Source organism: Butyrivibrio sp. (genome assembly GCF_017635265.1).
In the GTDB taxonomy this organism is placed as follows: domain Bacteria; phylum Bacillota; class Clostridia; order Lachnospirales; family Lachnospiraceae; genus Butyrivibrio.
Window position 1 is genome coordinate 49,904 of sequence record NZ_JAGBLU010000091.1, and the last position, 12,294, is coordinate 62,197.

The 12,294-nt window shown below is 42.1% G+C and carries 13 protein-coding genes; 12 read left to right on the forward strand and 1 reads right to left on the reverse strand.

All coding sequences use genetic code 11. The annotated features are described in order from the left end of the window. The first annotated feature begins 71 nt into the window (after positions 1 to 71). From J6O61_RS10440 to J6O61_RS10495, 12 genes are all read left to right on the forward strand, one after another. Positions 72 to 2,102 (forward strand): methyl-accepting chemotaxis protein, encoded by a 2,031-nt coding sequence (locus J6O61_RS10440; protein ID WP_292212774.1) that lies wholly within the window; start codon positions 72 to 74, stop codon positions 2,100 to 2,102. A gap of 247 nt (positions 2,103 to 2,349) precedes the next feature. Beyond that, a complete protein-coding gene (locus J6O61_RS10445; protein ID WP_292212776.1) occupies positions 2,350 to 2,613 on the forward strand; it encodes an AtpZ/AtpI family protein in 264 nt (87 codons plus the stop codon). Between the two features lie 26 nt (positions 2,614 to 2,639). Beyond that, positions 2,640 to 3,050 (forward strand): ATP synthase subunit I, encoded by a 411-nt coding sequence (locus J6O61_RS10450; RefSeq protein ID WP_292212778.1) that lies wholly within the window; start codon positions 2,640 to 2,642, stop codon positions 3,048 to 3,050. Positions 3,051 to 3,060: 10 nt separating this feature from the next. Further along, entirely contained in the window at positions 3,061 to 3,831 is a 771-nt protein-coding gene (locus J6O61_RS10455; protein WP_292212780.1) for a F0F1 ATP synthase subunit A, read from the forward strand. A gap of 59 nt (positions 3,832 to 3,890) precedes the next feature. Further along, positions 3,891 to 4,172, forward strand: a complete 282-nt coding sequence (gene atpE / locus J6O61_RS10460) for an ATP synthase F0 subunit C (RefSeq protein WP_022772487.1) — start codon at positions 3,891 to 3,893, stop codon at positions 4,170 to 4,172. Between the two features lie 66 nt (positions 4,173 to 4,238). Continuing rightward, positions 4,239 to 4,772: a F0F1 ATP synthase subunit B gene (gene atpF / locus J6O61_RS10465; RefSeq protein ID WP_292212785.1), complete on the forward strand. Its 534-nt coding sequence runs from the start codon at positions 4,239 to 4,241 to the stop codon at positions 4,770 to 4,772. A gap of 60 nt (positions 4,773 to 4,832) precedes the next feature. Beyond that, the gene (atpH, locus tag J6O61_RS10470) at positions 4,833 to 5,372 is read left to right on the forward strand and encodes an ATP synthase F1 subunit delta (RefSeq protein WP_292212787.1); all 540 of its coding nucleotides are present in this window, start codon (positions 4,833 to 4,835) and stop codon (positions 5,370 to 5,372) included. Between the two features lie 186 nt (positions 5,373 to 5,558). Continuing rightward, positions 5,559 to 7,079, forward strand: a complete 1,521-nt coding sequence (gene atpA / locus J6O61_RS10475) for a F0F1 ATP synthase subunit alpha (protein WP_292212790.1) — start codon at positions 5,559 to 5,561, stop codon at positions 7,077 to 7,079. Between the two features lie 16 nt (positions 7,080 to 7,095). Then, positions 7,096 to 7,956: an ATP synthase F1 subunit gamma gene (gene atpG, locus J6O61_RS10480; protein WP_292212792.1), complete on the forward strand. Its 861-nt coding sequence runs from the start codon at positions 7,096 to 7,098 to the stop codon at positions 7,954 to 7,956. Between the two features lie 193 nt (positions 7,957 to 8,149). Then, positions 8,150 to 9,547 carry a F0F1 ATP synthase subunit beta gene (gene atpD, locus J6O61_RS10485; protein WP_292212795.1) on the forward strand — a complete coding sequence of 466 codons (1,398 nt, stop codon included), beginning with the start codon at positions 8,150 to 8,152 and terminating at the stop codon, positions 9,545 to 9,547. Between the two features lie 17 nt (positions 9,548 to 9,564). Continuing rightward, the gene (gene atpC / locus J6O61_RS10490; RefSeq protein WP_292212796.1) at positions 9,565 to 9,987 is read left to right on the forward strand and encodes an ATP synthase F1 subunit epsilon; all 423 of its coding nucleotides are present in this window, start codon (positions 9,565 to 9,567) and stop codon (positions 9,985 to 9,987) included. A gap of 82 nt (positions 9,988 to 10,069) precedes the next feature. Further along, positions 10,070 to 10,258, forward strand: coding sequence for a hypothetical protein (locus tag J6O61_RS10495; RefSeq protein ID WP_292212799.1), 189 nt, complete (start codon positions 10,070 to 10,072; stop codon positions 10,256 to 10,258). Between the two features lie 666 nt (positions 10,259 to 10,924). On the opposite strand, the gene J6O61_RS10500 is transcribed toward J6O61_RS10495, so the two are convergent. Further along, positions 10,925 to 12,277, reverse strand: a complete 1,353-nt coding sequence (locus tag J6O61_RS10500) for a glycoside hydrolase family 5 protein (protein WP_292212801.1) — start codon at positions 12,275 to 12,277, stop codon at positions 10,925 to 10,927. Between the last annotated feature and the right edge of the window lie 17 nt (positions 12,278 to 12,294).

The window sequence follows — 12,294 nt, forward strand, 5'->3', positions numbered from 1 at the left end:
TTAATTTATATTTCGTTAACTTTTTCTTTGTATACTATTATCGTAACGTTTTCTTTCTTAAGGAGGGTATTATGTCGGACAATGGTAAAAAGGGTACAAAGCAGGGTAAAAGAATCAGTGCTCAGCTCTTGATCGTTCTGGTTCCAATGGTTATTGCTGCAATTGCTATTGTAACAATTTTCATAGCTATCCAGGCAAGAGGGGTTATTGAGCAGCAGGCTACAAACGGACTTGCACAGGAAGCAAGGGCAAATGCAGCTGAAATTGGCGGAAAAATTGAGAGCATAAAGGTTTATTTTGATGGTATCTGTAATGCCATAGAAAATACGAACTACACAAGCGACCAGGAGATTATAAGCGACTATCAGTTTACAATGTCGCAGTTTGCAGAGACGGGAACAGGTTTTTATATCGGCTTATCCAATAAAGACTATATTGATATTTCAGGTTGGGTTCCCGATGCGGGATATGATCCTACCTCAAGACCTTGGTATATAAATGGTAGCAGCCAGAGTACCATGAATATGAATCCTCCATCTGTAGACATGAGTACAGGAGAGATGGTTGCTGCTATATCAAGAAAGATAACATTGAAAGACGGCAGAACAGGTGTTATGTCAGCTGATGTGTTCCTTAACGATATATCGGCTACAGCAAGTGCCTATAAACCTCTTGGAACCGGTTCTTCCATGATGCTCTCCGGAACAACTATGGTTGCTTCTCCTTCAGAAGATCAGATAGGAAAAGATGTATCGGAGTATCCTAATGATGGATTTATACAGGAAGTGGCAAAGATTGTATCAGCAGGCGGAACAAGCGAAGTTAAAACAATCCATGGAACAGATGGCGCAGATTATTATGTAGCCTTCAATAATGTTGAAGGAACAAACTGGTATCTTGTTTCCTTTACAAAAGTATCTGACGTTTTAGCATCATTGTATAAATTTATTGTCATAAGTGTTATTATAGCGCTGATAATGATAGTTGTAATGGCGGTAATCATGGCTGTTATTATCGGACGTATGGTTACAAAGCCTGTAAGCAGTCTTACAGATAATATTACAAGAATTGCAAAGGGCGACTTTACAGTTGATATTAAGAAGGGTGGAGAGAATGAAAATGAAATTGGCGTAATGAACAACAACATGTTTGATTATGTCAATCAGATGAGAGAAACCCTTGCTGAACTTAAGAATGTTACAAATAAACTTGCAGATGAAGCCGGAAACAGTAAGAATGCATCCAGCGATCTTAATGAGCAGGCGGATGAACAGAGTAAAGCTATGCAGCAGATTCAGGGAGCCATGGACGATATGGCTGATGCCGTAACAGAGCTTGCTAATCAGGCTACAACCCTTGCTCAGGAGGTAAGTAATCTTACTGATAAGAGTCACCAGACACAGGATACAATGGATAGTCTTGTTACAAAGGCAAAAGAAGGACAGCGTGACATGGAGGCTGTTCAGACCGGAATGACGAGCATATCTTCTTCTATGGAGGATATGAATAGAGTTGTAGGAGATGTAGGAGAATCTGCTAACAAGATTAATTCAATTATCGAAATGATTAGTTCTATTGCTGAGCAGACAAACCTTCTCTCACTTAATGCTTCCATTGAGGCAGCAAGAGCAGGAGAGGCAGGAAAAGGATTTGCTGTTGTTGCTACAGAGATTGGACAGCTTGCCAATAACAGTGCAGAATCAACAACACAGATTGCAGAAATCATTAAGGATATTACATCTCAGATTCAGGATCTGTCAGATAAGTCCAAGACAAATATGGAAGAGATCAGCTCCAACATGGAGGCTGTTACAACAGCAGGATCGACATTTGAGGAAATATTCAGGAGTCTTGATGAGGCAAGTGACATTGTTGGTGAGATGATTGCCAAGGTAGGAAGCGTAGATGAAATAGCAACATCTATGGCAGCTATTTCAGAAGAACAGTCGGCAAGTACACAGGAAGTTAGTGCTACAGCAACAACTCTGGCAACAAGTGCAGAACAGGTAGCAATTAATTCCAAGGGTGTAGACAACAGTGCAGCAGCTGTTTCTAATTCTTCTGATGCGATAGAAGAACTTATCAGTAAATTTAAGATTTAAGGAACAATAACCGAAATTTTGATAAAATATTTATAAATATTATAGCCGAAGTCCCGGAATTCATAGAATTCAAGCGGACTTCGGCTTTTTTTGGATAATAGTCCAAAACACATGCAATTTGTCGAACAAGGTTGAGAAAAGTGGGCAAAAAGTGTATTATTAACTTGTTGTATTGTTCATTTTATGTACAATATACGGTTTTACGACAACGACGAAAGGAGCAATATCCAAAATGCAGGCAAAACGAATGTCAGAAATATTTAGTCAGTTTGCCATGGTTGGACAACTTGGTTTGTCACTCCTTATGCCGCTTTTAATGTGTTTATTCGTCTGCTATCTTCTGTGCACCAGATTATCGGTAGGTGCATGGGTGTATATACCGGGGTTCGTTATGGGCCTGGGGGGATCTATGACAACTGCTTATAAAGTCTATTTGGCAGTAATTCACAGGGAAGAGAAAAAGAAAAAAGAAAAAGCTAAATCAGAAGTTTCTTTTAACAGACACATCTGATCATTAAAACAGGAGACTAGAAGAGTATGAAATTACAGGATGCTGTAAAGAAGGAAACGGGGATCATTGCAGCAGGAACAGCAATCGGGGTTCTTGTAGTATATGCGGTATTTTTTGTTTTGCACATGGTAGTTCCAAATTGGGCACCATTTGATATAAAAGTTATTCTGGGAGGAATAGGCGGCTTTATTGTAGCTGTCGGGAACTTCTTCTGGATGGCTGTATCTGTGCAAAAAGTAGCATCTATATCGGATGAGGAGAGAGCAAGGAGAACCATGGGCGTAAGCTACAGATATAGGACCATGCTCCAGTTCCTGTGGGTTATACTGGCAATTGTTTTGCCGATATTTAATCTTGTTTCGGGAATTGTACCGCTCTTCATACCGAGCATAATAATTAAACTACGCGGGATCTTGTCTGCGGGGAAAGGAGGTTGAAGGCGAAGATATGAGTAATGATTTCTCAGTCGTTGGACCGAAGATATATTATACGATCCATACAGGAATTCCGGTTCTTGGAGATATTAACATTACAGAGACACTGGTTGTCAGCTGGATCGTAATGATTATTCTCACAGGATTGTGTATCTTCCTCACAAGAGACCTACGCATTGAGAATATTTCAAAACGGCAGGCGTTTGCAGAAATGCTTGTTGAAATGGGCAATAATTTTGTCCGTAACAATACTGGAGGCAATAAGTTTGATAAATTGATACCTTTTGTGTCAGCTCTTTTTGCCACAAGCGTATTATCAAATCTTATCAGCCTTGTGGGACTGCGTAGTCCTACAGCAGACTTGTCGACAGAAGCCGCATGGGCAGTAGTTGTATTCATCATGATAACAGCTACCAAGATAAAGACAAATGGAGTTGGCGGATACTTAAAAGGATTCACCACACCAATTGCAGTTATGACACCATTCAATATTCTGTCAGAGCTTGCGACGCCGGTTAGTATGGCATGCCGTCACTTTGGAAATATCCTTTCAGGCGTAGTAATCGACGGACTTATCTACTGGGCATTGGGACTTGCGTCAGCGGCGCTTTTGGGACTTATCCCGGGAGCGGTTGGAAAATTCCTTTCCAATATACCGATTCTTGGCGTTGGTATTCCTGCTGTTACAGGCGTATATTTTGACTGGTTCTCAGGATGTATGCAGGCATTTATTTTCTGTATGCTGACAGTCATGTACATCGCCAATGCTGCAGAGGAAGGATAAGATAATTAAAAACTTAATAAGAGAAAAAATAATAAACCATATTTTAGGAGGCAAAAAACATGGGTGATTTTCAGATTTTAGCAAAAGGTATTGCACTTGCAGGATGCGGAATTGGTGCAGGATGTGCACTGATCGCCGGTATCGGACCTGGTATTGGTGAAGGAACTGCAGTTTCTAAGGCTCTTGAAGCTATTGGTCGTCAGCCTGAATGTAAGGGTGATGTAACAAGTACTATGCTTCTTGGTTGTGCCGTTGCAGAGACAACAGGTATTTACGGTTTCGTTACAGGTCTTCTTCTTATCTTCGTAGCACCCGGAATGTTCATGGGATACCTTAACTAATAAGGAATGCGATAACGAAACGGAGCAATCCGTATTATTGCATAGATTATAAAAAGGAGAATATATATGCAATTACAGGCTCTAATGATGCTTACTGCGGAGACAAATACGCAGGAGCTGGTTACATTGGTACCCTGGACATTTATCGCACAGATCATAAACCTGTTTATACAGATGTATCTGATTAAGAGATTTCTTTTCAAGCCAATTAACGAAATTCTTGAAAAGAGAAAAAATCTTGCTGATAAAACAATCAGGGAAGCTAGAGAGGCCAAGGAAGAAGCCGATTCTCTTAAAGATCAATACGAAGATAGCCTGACCAGCGCACATGCTGAGGCTGCACAGATTGTATCTGATGCTCAGAAAGAAGCGCAGAATAAAGCTGATGCTCTTGTAAAAGAAGCACAGGAAGAGGCTGCAGGCATTAAAGCCAGAGCAGCTGCTGATATTGAGCAGGAAAAGAAAAAGGCGGTCAACGAGGCCAAAGATGAGATTGGTTCACTTGCAATGGATATTGCAGGCAAGGTTGTTGAGAAAGAAATAAACGAAGCCGATCACAAGAAACTTATTGATGATTTCATCAATAAAGTTGGTGCATAAAGAAAGAATAAATAAACACCCCGGAAGCACTTGCTATTTAGGGCGTAATAAGGAGAAACTATGAGTAAAGCTGGAGATCTTTATGGGCAGAGCCTATATGATCTGGCAGCGGAATCAAACCTATCGGATGAAATATTGGGCGAAATGGAGGTAATAGACGGAATCTTTAAAGAGAATCCTGACTATGTAACACTCCTCTCGGAACCCTCAGTCCCAAAGAAAGAAAGACTTCAGTTGGTTGACCAGGCACTTGGTGATGGTTGCCAGGAGTACCTTTTAAACTTCATCAAGATTCTCATTGAGAAGGGAATACTAAGGGAGTTTTCTGCATGTCGCAAGAGATACAGAAGATGCTACAACTTAGAACACGGTATCGCAGATGCCCTTGTTACTACGGCAGTAGCCTTAGATGATTCTCAGCTTTCACTTCTTAAGTCAAAACTTGAGACAATAAGCGGCAAGAAAGTGCAGCTGAAACAGAAGGTTGACAGCGGCGTTCTTGGTGGCGTGAGAGTGGATCTTGAGGGACAGCTCTTTGACGGAACAGTAAAGGGCAGGTTATCCGAGCTTCGTAAACGAGTCGACGAAACGGTAATTTGATAACACAAATGTCGCAGTAATAAATGCGAGTGTGCTTGCACAATGAGCATTGAGTACTTGCGACATGCAAATACATGAGGAAGTAGTGCAATAGCACGGATTCCGAATGTATGAAGAATTGCGAAAGTTGCATGCAACGGAGCAATTCGGGGTGTTATCAAAAAATAAAAATGGTCGGAGGAAAATATGGAACTAAAACCAGAAAAAATATCCGAGGTCATTCGAAGCCAGATAAAGAATTATCAGAATGCAATTATCCAGAACGAGACAGGAACAGTTCTTACAGTCGGCGATGGTATCGCACGTGTAAGCGGACTTTTGAACTGTATGTCCGGTGAGCTTTTGGAGTTTGAGAATGGTACATTCGGAATGGCTCAAAACCTCGAAGAAACAGTAGTATCCGCGGTTTTGTTCGGCGAGGATGTAGGAATCAGCGAAGGACAGACCGTTAAGCGTACAGGAAGAGTTGTATCTGTTCCTGTAGGCGAAAAGATGATTGGACGTGTTGTTAACGCCATTGGTCAGCCAATCGATGGTGCAGGCCCGATCGAAACAACAGAGTACAGACCGGTAGAGTCACCGGCTCCCGGTATCATTGCCAGACAGCCGGTTAAGGAGCCTCTCCAGACCGGAATTAAGGCTATAGACTCCATGATCCCTATCGGAAGAGGTCAGCGTGAGCTTATTATCGGTGACAGACAGACCGGTAAGACAACAATTGCAATAGATACAATTCTTAACCAGAAGGGGAAAGATGTTATCTGTATCTATGTTGCTATTGGACAGAAACGTTCAACAGTAACAGCTCTTGTTGAAGATTTGAAAAAGGGTGGAGCTATGGACTACACAATCGTTGTAGCAGCTACAGCTTCTGAGCCCAGCCCACTTCAGTATATTTCACCATACACAGGCTGTGCTATGGGTGAGTACTTCATGTATAAAGGAAAACATGTGCTTTGTATCTACGACGATTTGTCCAAGCACGCCGTAGCTTACCGTGCACTTTCCCTGCTGATCAGAAGACCACCGGGACGTGAAGCATATCCCGGAGACGTTTTCTATCTCCATTCAAGACTTCTTGAAAGAGCTGCCAAGCTCTCAGATGAAAACGGAGGCGGTTCACTTACAGCCCTTCCTATCATCGAGACACAGGCAGGTGACGTATCAGCATACATTCCTACAAACGTTATCTCCATCACTGATGGTCAGATATTCCTTGAGACAGAGCTTTTCCACTCAGGAATTATGCCGGCGGTTAACCCCGGTATTTCAGTATCCCGAGTTGGTGGTAATGCTCAGATCAAGGCTATGAAGAAGGTTGCCGGTACACTGAAACTTGTTTATTCACAGTATCGTGAACTTCAGAGCTTTGCTCAGTTTGGTTCGGATCTTGATGAGGATACAAAGGCTCGTCTTGCACAAGGTGAACGTATCGTTGAAGTTCTTAAGCAGGATAAAAATCAGCCTGTTCCTGTAGAAAAGCAGGTAGCTATCCTTTATGCAGTTATCAACAATATCCTTATTAAGGTTGCTGCATCTGATGTTGCAGAGTATGAAGCAGGACTTTATGAGTTCCTTGACAGCGATCCTACCGGAATTGCAGCAATGCGTGAAATCCGCGAGAGCGGTAAGCTCGAAGCTGAAACAGAAGAAAAGCTTAAAGAGGCACTGAACGCTTATACAGATAATTTCTTAAAGAAAAAATAATTAGGAGGACAACAAAATGGCTGGATCAATGAAAGCTGTTAAACTCCGAATAAAAAGCGTCCAGAGTACAATGCAGATTACGAAAGCCATGCAGCTGGTCGCAGCTTCCAAGCTTCGTAAGGCCAAGGAAAAAGCTGATAATTCAAAACCTTACCTTGAGACGATTCTTGCTACACTTACAGATATTGCCAATGGAAATAATGATTTCCAGTCAATATATACTAAAAGCACTGAGAATGGCAAATGGCTCTACGTTGTAATTGCCGGAGACAGAGGTCTTGCAGGCGGATACAACTCAAACCTGTTTAAGTTTGTAGAGGCAGAGATTAAGGGCAAGGAGAATGTTACAGTTCTTCCTATCGGTAAAAAATCTGTTGAGTTCTTTAAGCATAGAAATGTGCCTATTCTCACAGAGGAGTTTGCCGAAGTTGCAAAGGTTAATATTTCAGACTGTTTCCAGATAGCTAAGCTGATCTGCGGATCATATGGCGGCGACGGATTCGGACACGTTTTCCTGTGTTACACGAACTTCGTGTCCATGCTCTCTCAGGTACCTACCGCTTCATCACTTCTTCCTCTTTCAGATCTTAGATCTGAAGATATACAAGAAGATGGTAAAGCAAAGGATCTGATTTTGTATGAGCCTGACAGTGAAACGGTGTTCGATGCGATTGTTCCGGAGTACATGGCAGGAATTCTGTATTCAAGTATCAATATATCTTATGCATCTGAACTTGCTGCACGCAGAACTGCGATGGAAGCAGCTACAGACAATGCAGAAGAGATGATCGATAACTTGAGCCTGTACTATAACAGAGCCCGTCAGGCAAGCATTACTCAGGAAATAACGGAAATCGTTGCCGGAGCGGAAAGCTGAACACCTAGCGAGGTACTTTCGAGCTTGGTGTACTAGCTTGTTCTGTCGAGCGGAGCGAGAGCAGAACATCCGATTTATACTTAGCGAGATGGTAATCGAGCTTAGTGTGAAGCTTGTTCTGGCGAGTGCGAAGCACGAGAGCAGAACTTCCGCAAATGCTGGAATTAACTAAATCAAATTAAGGAGTTTAACAATGAGTGAAAATCATGTTGGAAAGGTAATTCAGGTTACAGGTCCTGTACTTGACATCCGCTTCAAAGAGGGTGAACTTCCTGATCTTCACAATGCCATAGAGATTATGATCGAAGACCGCAAACTTGTTGCAGAAGTAGCGCAGCAGGTCGGCGATGACGTAGTTCGTTGCGTAGCCATGAGCTCCACAGACGGTCTTGTCAGAGGCGTTGACGCTGTAGACACAGGAAGCCCAATCATTGTACCGGTTGGTGACAAGTGCTTAGGAAGAATTTTCAACCTTCTTGGAGAACCTGTAGATAATCAGCCTGCCCCGGAAGGAGTAGAGAGATGGGCAATCCATCGTCCGGCTCCTGCTTATGAGGATCAGGTTCCTGCTACAGAAATTTTTGAGACAGGTATTAAGGTCGTTGACCTTATCTGCCCTTATGCTAAGGGTGGTAAGATTGGTTTGTTCGGTGGTGCCGGAGTAGGTAAGACCGTACTTATCATGGAGCTTATCAATAACGTTGCCAAGGCACACGGTGGTATTTCAGTATTCACCGGTGTTGGCGAGCGTACTCGTGAAGGAAACGACCTTTACGGAGAAATGAAGGAAAGTGGAGTTATTGATAAAACTGCCCTGGTTTATGGACAGATGAACGAGCCACCGGGAGCCAGAATGAGAGTTGGTCTTTCCGGACTTACAATGGCTGAGTATTTCCGTGATGTTAAAAATCAGGATGTGCTTTTATTCATTGATAATATTTTCCGTTTCACACAGGCTGGTTCAGAAGTTTCAGCGCTTCTTGGACGTATGCCTTCAGCCGTAGGTTATCAGCCTACACTGGCTACAGAAATGGGTGCTCTTCAGGAGCGTATTACATCTACCAAGAAGGGTTCAATCACATCAGTTCAGGCCGTATACGTGCCTGCCGATGACCTTACAGACCCTGCTCCTGCTACAACATTCACACACCTTGATGCAACAACCGTTCTTTCAAGAGATATCGCTTCTAAGGGTATTTACCCTGCTGTTGATCCTCTTGATTCAACAAGCCGTATCCTTTCTCCTGATATTGTAGGAAAGGAACACTATGAAGTAGCTAAGGGAGTTCAGCAGGTTCTTCAGAGATACCGTGAACTTCAGGATATCATTGCTATCATGGGTATGGATGAGCTTTCAGAAGAGGATAAGCTTACTGTTTACAGAGCACGTAAGGTTCAGAACTTCCTGTCACAGAGCTTCTCAGTTGCTGAGCAGTTCACAGGTCTTCCCGGAAAATACGTTCCTCTTAAAGAGACAATCAGAGGCTTTAAGATGATCCTTAATGGTGAGTGCGATGATCTTCCTGAAAGTGCATTCCTTCTTGTAGGAACTATTGATGAAGTCTTCGAGAAAGCAAAAGCTAACAAGTAATAGAAAAGGAGTAACCTATGTCCACTTCTTATCATTTACAGGTTGTGTCCCTGGATGGTTTGGAATATGAAGGCGAAGTTCAGAAAATACTGCTCCGTACAATAGATGGTGATGTGGAGATACTTGCCCGTCATACCAACTACTGTACTGCAATTGGTATGGGAACTGCCAAAGTTACCATGGACGACGGCCAGGAAAGAAAGGCGGCCTGTATCGGTGGAATGCTTTCGGTAATGAACGGAGAAGTCAGAGTTCTTCCTACAACGTGGGAGTGGAGCGAAGACATCGATGTGGAGCGTGCTAAAGCTGCCAAAGCCAAGGCAGAAGAAGCCCTTAAGAATCAGCAGCTTGATAAGGAAGCACGAATTCGTGCTGAAGCCAAGCTCTACAGAGCTCTTGTAAGAATCGGTTCCTCCGGACAGGATTCAACTTATAATTAAAAATTCAGGTAACTAAAGCCGTCAGAGACTATGCTCTGACGGCTTTAAAAGTAAGTGTGTTACAGAAAAGTGGGAGGACTTTATGGGGATAAAGAATCATGATCCAAAAAACTATTTTATGAAACAGTCCTATGAAAAAGCGATAGATAGGATGGAAAAAATAGATTCAGCAGGGGATAATGCCCACGAAAAGTGGAAAGAGCAAATAATATCAGATATTATAATTTTAATTATATTTTTGGCCTTAGTGATTTTTATTATTACAAGATAAGTGTATAAAAATGTTGATTCAAGATTTGGAAAATGTAATTAAAGAAGAAAAATCTTTAGGTGCAAATATTGGTGATACTACAGCTTTGAAACTGAATCAGGTTGTAATAACTTGAGAGGAAAGCGAATGGAAGGTCTCTAATACAGATGAACGCGATTAGTGATTGACTCTATTTTGGCATCGCTTCAACTGAGTCAACCAATTATCTGTGGTGAAATGACTCACTTCATAATTTGTATTATTTGAGTCAATTCATTGTAATATCAGGCTTGACTGCAATTTGCAAAGATGCAAAAGAGGTCAACCAAGGAATAGTATAATTATTGACCTCAATTTAAGTTTATAGTTAATGAGTCAACTAATATAACGATGTTATATGACCGCAAATTGCATAGTTAGATGTTGAGTCAATCACAAGTAAGTATGGATATGACTGCAAGCATAGAAAACATCAGATGAAGTCAACCGGATAGCCAGAATTGTCTTCGAGATTTCAGCAGACTCTTTAGTTGCTTTTATCCGAATATTAAGCAGAGATAAATTGGAGGAATGACAAAAACCTCTATCCCAATTTGATCTGATTGATCATTTTGAGATAGAGGTTTTGTTATTATTGCAATTGTGAGACCAAAGTGAGTTAGTCGTTTCTTTTACAAGTAATAAAAATCAGTTTTCCTCATCATACACAGCCATTATGGCATCTGCAACGTCTTCTCTGTACCATGAGCAGTCATTTCTGTTAAAGATTGCGAAATGCTCATTTCCTGATTCAAAGAGACCGTTGTCCCACCAGAAGCATGGGATTCCGGCTTTTTTTGCTCTTGTAAGATATTCTGTAACCCAGTTGCATACTTCCTTAGAGTTTCCGTTTTTATCCTCGGCGCCATACTCTGTGAGAAGTACAGGTATTCCCTTGGCTCCAAAGATTCTCTGAAGATCCTGCATGACACCTGCAATATCTCCCTTGTGAGAACCGTCCCATGTGTCATAGGAATTACCGGATGCAGAGTAAGTAAAGTCATAAGGTGTGTACGCATGGATAGAAACAGCAAGATGGTCATCCTCCGGTATCTTCATGCTTCCAATAGTAGGAATAACATGGGATGATGCAAAGCTTGTAATGAGAACAAGCCTCTTTGCATTATTGCCGCCTGTTGAGCGAACAGCATCTACAAAAGTCTGATTAAGTCTGTCCAGGCACTTTCTGCCTTCACCTGTTCCGCCGTTCCATTCATTTGTGCCGCCCTTTACTCTGGGCTCATTTAAGCCTTCGAAAATAAGGTGGTCGCCGTATTTTTCAAATCTGTTTGCAATCTGAACCCAGATAGCTTTTACCTCTTCATCTACGGCATCAATGTGGGCATCATCAGGAATTCTCCACTCCTCTTCGTGGTGAGAATTGATGATAACATACATATTGTCATCCAGGGCGTAGTTTACGACTTCTTCAACCCTGTCAAACCAGGCTTCATCGATGGTATAGTCAGGTGCTGCGCCTAAGTGATCAGCCCATGTCACAGGGATTCTTATGCAGTCAAAGCCTTTTTCGTTAACTGCGTCAATCATTTCTTTTGTTGTCTTTGGATTGCCCCAGGATGTCTCTGCTTCAACACCTGTCGTTCCGAAGGAATCGAATGTGTTTCCCAGGTTCCATCCGGTTTTCATCTCTGCAACAAGATCTGTAGGTGTGATATCTCGCATATCGTATTTGTCCTTTGCCGGTTCAGGTTTTGTGGTGGTTTCTTCTGTTTTTGATTCGCTGCTTGCTTCTGATGAAGAGTCGTTTGACGTCTCTGAACTTGCTTTTGCAGAAGAGTTGCCTGCAGTTTCAGTATTTGCCTCTGAGTTAGATGTCGCCTCATCTGAGGATTCGCCTGATGCCTGTTCAGCGGTAGCTTCCGTGATATTGCTGGCGACATCACTACCTGCATTTTCAGATTCAGGCTGTGCAGCAGGCGCTCCGCATCCTGTCAAAAGAGCCAGAATAAGAGGCAGGGTCAATAATTTTTTTCTTTTCATAACAAACTCCTTGTAAA

Bases quoted from the DNA above. Each gene is read 5' to 3' on its own strand.
- J6O61_RS10445 (WP_292212776.1), top strand. From the start codon at position 2,350: ATGTCAGAAATATTTAGTCAGTTTGCCATGGTTGGACAACTTGGTTTG.
- atpF (WP_292212785.1), top strand. From the start codon at position 4,239: ATGCAATTACAGGCTCTAATGATGCTTACTGCGGAGACAAATACGCAG.
- J6O61_RS10495 (WP_292212799.1), top strand. From the start codon at position 10,070: ATGGGGATAAAGAATCATGATCCAAAAAACTATTTTATGAAACAGTCC.
- J6O61_RS10455 (WP_292212780.1), top strand. From the start codon at position 3,061: ATGAGTAATGATTTCTCAGTCGTTGGACCGAAGATATATTATACGATC.
- atpC (WP_292212796.1), top strand. From the start codon at position 9,565: ATGTCCACTTCTTATCATTTACAGGTTGTGTCCCTGGATGGTTTGGAA.
- atpA (WP_292212790.1), top strand. From the start codon at position 5,559: ATGGAACTAAAACCAGAAAAAATATCCGAGGTCATTCGAAGCCAGATA.
- atpG (WP_292212792.1), top strand. From the start codon at position 7,096: ATGGCTGGATCAATGAAAGCTGTTAAACTCCGAATAAAAAGCGTCCAG.
- J6O61_RS10500 (WP_292212801.1), bottom strand. From the start codon at position 12,277: ATGAAAAGAAAAAAATTATTGACCCTGCCTCTTATTCTGGCTCTTTTG.
- atpE (WP_022772487.1), top strand. From the start codon at position 3,891: ATGGGTGATTTTCAGATTTTAGCAAAAGGTATTGCACTTGCAGGATGC.
- atpD (WP_292212795.1), top strand. From the start codon at position 8,150: ATGAGTGAAAATCATGTTGGAAAGGTAATTCAGGTTACAGGTCCTGTA.
- atpH (WP_292212787.1), top strand. From the start codon at position 4,833: ATGAGTAAAGCTGGAGATCTTTATGGGCAGAGCCTATATGATCTGGCA.
- J6O61_RS10440 (WP_292212774.1), top strand. From the start codon at position 72: ATGTCGGACAATGGTAAAAAGGGTACAAAGCAGGGTAAAAGAATCAGT.
- J6O61_RS10450 (WP_292212778.1), top strand. From the start codon at position 2,640: ATGAAATTACAGGATGCTGTAAAGAAGGAAACGGGGATCATTGCAGCA.